3 protein-coding genes are annotated in these 4639 nt (G+C 65.2%); 1 reads left to right on the forward strand and 2 read right to left on the reverse strand.

The window, feature by feature from the left end:
- Together ACT6QU_RS19345 and ACT6QU_RS19350 are read right to left on the reverse strand one after the other, a co-directional pair.
- Positions 1-846 (reverse strand): DUF882 domain-containing protein (locus ACT6QU_RS19345; RefSeq protein WP_444837015.1); only part of this gene is annotated, 846 nt, incomplete at its 3' end.
- 216 nt (positions 847-1062) lie between these two features.
- Complete coding sequence (locus ACT6QU_RS19350) at positions 1063-2547, reverse strand: sigma-54-dependent transcriptional regulator (protein ID WP_444565996.1); 1485 nt, start codon at positions 2545-2547, stop codon at positions 1063-1065.
- 142 nt (positions 2548-2689) lie between these two features.
- Here ACT6QU_RS19350 and ACT6QU_RS19355 point away from each other — a divergent pair, with 142 nt between their 5' ends.
- Positions 2690-4543, forward strand: a complete 1854-nt coding sequence (locus tag ACT6QU_RS19355) for a M3 family oligoendopeptidase (protein ID WP_444565995.1) — start codon at positions 2690-2692, stop codon at positions 4541-4543.
- Positions 4544-4639 lie beyond the last annotated feature (96 nt).

Genomic DNA, 4639 nt, shown 5'->3' on the forward strand with positions numbered 1-4639 from the left:
AACCGGCGCCTCGCGCTGCTGCGGCGCGGCCTGTGCCGGTGCAGCGGCAACCGCGACGTCTTCCTCGTCATCCGCGCCGCCGCCACCGCCGAACAGCGTCGCGAGCAGGCCCCTGCCGGAGCCGCCGCCGCTGCCGCCGGCGCTTGCCACCGCAAAGCCGCCGGAGCGCTTGCGCGATTCATAGGAGGCCAGTGCCTGCTTGTAGCCGGGCAGCGGCTTGCCGTCGGTCGGCACGTGAATGGTCTTGCCGTCGGGGAACACCGCCATCAGATCGTTGCGGCGCATGCGCGGCCAATGGCGCACATTGCCCACGTCGAGATGGACGAACGGTGCGCCGGACGTCGGATAATAGCCGACGCCGCCGCCTTCCATTTTCAGGCCGGCCGCGCGCAGCGAGGAAAGCTTGACGCCCGGAATGTAGAAATCGATCGCCTTGCCGAGCGTGTGCTGGCTCTTCTCCGCAACGCCGGAGGACCGCGAACGCAGCATTCCGTTGGTCTTCGGCGAGCGATAGGCCGAGACGACATGGATCGGTTCGCGCCCGCCCACCTGCTGGTAGACCTCCCACAACAGGTCGATCACCTGCGGGTCCATCTTGGTCGGTTCGTTCTGGCGCCAGTCGCGCAGGAACCGGTTCACCTGGGTGAGGCCGTTCTGGTCGAACCGGTTGCCGCGCTTGAACGTGATGTCCGCGCGTTCCTTGGTGTGGATGTTGTAGAGCTTCAGCGTGCGCGTCTGCGCGTCGGCATTCGCCATGGCGCAGAAGGAAAAGGCGAAGGCGACCATCAGGGCCGTAGCGGCCCGGCGGGCTACCCCGCCGCTCATGATCTGCCAGGTGTTGGGCATTCCAGCGATACTGATCAAAACATCTCGCCTTGTCGGCTGTTGAGTGTCCCCGGACCGATTCCGGACGGCAATTGTCGTCCAAATATCAGCGCTAATGGTTAATCAGCACTTAGTGCAGTCGTTCACATTTGGCGGGCGTCGCGACTGGAGGCGACACGGATGGCGAAACTGTGGTCGACTGCTGGCAAAATGGCTATCGCTAACCCTGGGGCACCGTCAAGACGCGAGCCGGCCGAGGCGTCCCTCGTCGGCATCGATCCCCATCTCTTTGAGCTTGCGGTAGAGCGTCGAGCGACCGATGCCGAGCCGGCGCGCAACTTCGGAAAGCCGGCCGTCATAATGGTCGATCGCCGCCTGGATCGTCTGCCGCTCGAGTTCGGCCAGCGAACGCATCTCGCCGCGTGAATCGAGCAGCGGAAGCGTCATTTCATCAGTCGTTTCAAGATCTTGTGTAGATTTTTCGGCAATGGGAGACGGCATATCCGGCCGGCGCGTCTCAACCGGACGGATCGTGCCGATTTCGGAGGCGATCTGGGCAAAATCATGCACTTCCAGCCGCTCGCCCTCGGCCAGCACCGCCGCGCGGAAGATCACATTTTGCAACTGCCTGATATTTCCAGGCCAATCATAGGCTGAGAGCAGGTTTACTACGTCTTTTGACAATCCTGCGACGCTGATCGGTGCAGCTGATCTTGCCTGGTCGAGGAAAAGTCCTGCCAGAGCCGCGATTTCACTGACGCGCTCGCGCAGCGGCGGCACCGGAATGGCGAGCACGTTCAGCCGGTAATAGAGGTCTTCGCGAAACAGCCCCTCGGCCATTCGCTTCGACAGGTCGCGATTGGTCGCGGAGATCAGACGTACGTCGACCTTGATCGTATGGCGCGCGCCGACCGGGTCGACCTCGCCCTGCTGGATCGCGCGCAGAAGCTTCACCTGCGCCTCGGGCGGCAGTTCGCCGACCTCGTCGAGGAAGAGCGTGCCGCCATCGGCTTCGAGGAACTTGCCGAGATGCTTCTCGGTCGCGCCGGTGAAGGCGCCCTTCTCATGGCCGAAGAGGATGCTCTCGACGAGGTTTTCCGGGATCGCGCCGCAATTGACGGTGACGAACGGCTTGCCGGCTCGCGGCCCCGCCGCCCGGATCGCCCGCGCGACGATTTCCTTGCCGACGCCGGTTTCGCCCTCGATCAGGATCGGCATGTCGGTCGCCGCGGCCTTGCGGGCGAGCGCGGCGGTGCGCGCCATCGCCGGCGAAGCACCGAGATCGCCGAGCCCGATCTGCCCCTCGGCGCCGCGGGCCGCCCTGCGCGCCTTTGCCTTGCCGGCAAGGGCGCCGAATTTCAGCGCGCCCTCCAGCGCCGCCTTGAGCCGTTCCGGCGCCACCGGCTTGACCACGAAATCGAACGCGCCGAGCCGCATGGCCGAGACGGCGGTGTCGATCGTGCCCTGCCCGGTCTGGACGATGACGGGCGTAGAAATCCCCGCCCGCCCCATCGCCTCGAGGACTTCGAGGCCGGTCATTTCGGGCATGGCAAGGTCGAGCACGACGGCCTCGATCTCGCCGGGGCGCGCTGCCTGCAGCCTGTCGAGCCCGATCCGCCCGTTCTCCGCAGTCAGCGCCGAATGGCCAAGGCGCGTGACGACGGCATCCACCAGCCGGCGCTGGACCGGATCGTCGTCGATGATGAGAATGCTGCCTGCCATGCCGCCCACGCGATTTTTGCGTTGCCTATCCCGCTTTAGTTGCTCCACACTGGCACAACTCCATGAACAGGCGCTCAAGAAGACCGGTGAACGAACCCTTACCGGCCGCGCCGAAAACCAGCTCGCTCCACGAGGAAATTCAATGACATCTTCGACATCGCCGTTCGCGCCCGTCCGCGCCTTGGCCTCCGCCGCCCGCGCCGAGAGCGAGTTCGGCAACCTGCCCGAGTGGAACCTCGCCGACCTCTACGCCTCGATGGACTCAGCCGAGCTCAAGGCCGACCTCGCCCGCGCCCGCACCGACGCGGAAGCCTTCGACGCCAAATGGAAAGGCAAGCTGAAGGATGAAGCCGAAAAGGGCGCGACCGGCGGCCTTGGCCGCGCTATGGCCGAATACGAGGCGCTGGAAGAGCTGATCGGCAAGATCGCCTCCTACGCCGCCCTCCTCTACACCGGCGACACGCAGGACCCGAAGCGCGCCAAACTCTATGGCGACGTGCAGGAAAAGCTCACCGACGCCTCCTCGCACCTCCTCTTCTTCACGCTCGAACTCAATCGCCTCGACGACGCCATCATCGACGCCGCACTCGCCGCCGACCCCTCCTTCGGCCATTACCGCCCGTGGATCGTCGACCTGCGCCTCGACAAGCCCTACCAGTTGGAAGACCGCATCGAGCAGCTCTTCCACGAAAAGTCCGTCACCGGCCGCGGCGCATGGAACCGCCTTTTCGACGAGACGATGACGTCGCTGCGCTTCGAGGCAAGCGGCGAGACGCTGCCGCTCGAACCGACCTTGAACAAGCTGCAGGACCCGGACCCGGCGGTGCGCGAGGAAGCGGCCCACGCCCTGGCGAAGGTGTTCAAGGACAATCTGCGCACCTTCACGCTCATCACCAACACGCTTGCCAAGGACAAGGAAATCTCCGACCGCTGGCGCGGCTTCACGGACATCGCGGATTCCCGCCACCTGGCGAACCGCGTCGAGCGCGAGGTCGTCGACGCGCTCGCCTCCGCCGTGCGCGAGGCCTATCCGCGCCTGTCGCACCGCTACTACGCGATGAAGGCGAAATGGCTCGGCATGGACCAGATGAACCACTGGGACCGCAACGCCCCGCTGCCCGAGACGCCGAAGGCGATCATCTCATGGGAGGACGCGCGCCGCACGATCCTCTCCGCCTATGAGGGCTTCGACCCGCAGATGGCCGAGATCGCCGGCCGCTTCTTCGATCGCAACTGGATCGACGCGGCCGTGCGCCCCGGCAAGTCCCCCGGCGCCTTCGCACACCCGACCGTGCCGTCGGTGCACCCCTATGTGATGATGAACTACATGGGCAAGCCGCGCGACGTGATGACGCTCGCCCACGAACTCGGCCACGGCGTCCACCAGGTGCTCGCCGCCGACCAGGGCGCGCTGATGGCCTCGACCCCGCTGACGCTGGCCGAAACCGCCTCGGTCTTCGGCGAGATGCTGACCTTCCGCTCGCTCCTCGACCGCACCACCGACAAGGCCGAGCGCAAGGCGATGCTTGCGCAGAAGGTCGAGGACATGATCAACACGGTCGTCCGGCAGATCGCCTTCTACGAGTTCGAGCGCAAGGTGCATACGGAGCGCAAGAACGGCGAACTGACGCCCGATCAGCTCGGCCAGTTCTGGCTCGAAGTGCAGGCCGAAAGCCTCGGCCCCGCAATCCGCATCCGCGAGGGCTACGAGACCTTCTGGGCCTACGTCCCCCACTTCATCCACTCGCCCTTCTACGTCTACGCCTACGCGTTTGGCGACTGCCTTGTGAACTCGCTCTACGGCGTCTACCAGTCCGCCGCGCCGGGCTTCCAGGAGAAATATTTCGCACTCCTGAAGGCCGGCGGCACCAAGCACCACGCCGAACTTCTGGCCCCGTTCGGGCTGGACGCGACCGATCCCGATTTCTGGAAAAAGGGCCTGTCGGTCATCGAAGGCCTGATCGACGAGTTGGAAGCGCTGGATCGGACCGCCTGACGGCGGGCTTTCCCTGAATTGACCCCCACCCTTTATCCCTCCCCACAAGGGGGATCGTTGCAAAATCGGTGTAGCGAGCATTTTGATGCTGCACGA

This window comes from Aliihoeflea sp. (assembly GCF_052435475.1).
Taxonomy (GTDB): Bacteria; Pseudomonadota; Alphaproteobacteria; order Rhizobiales; family Rhizobiaceae; genus Aliihoeflea.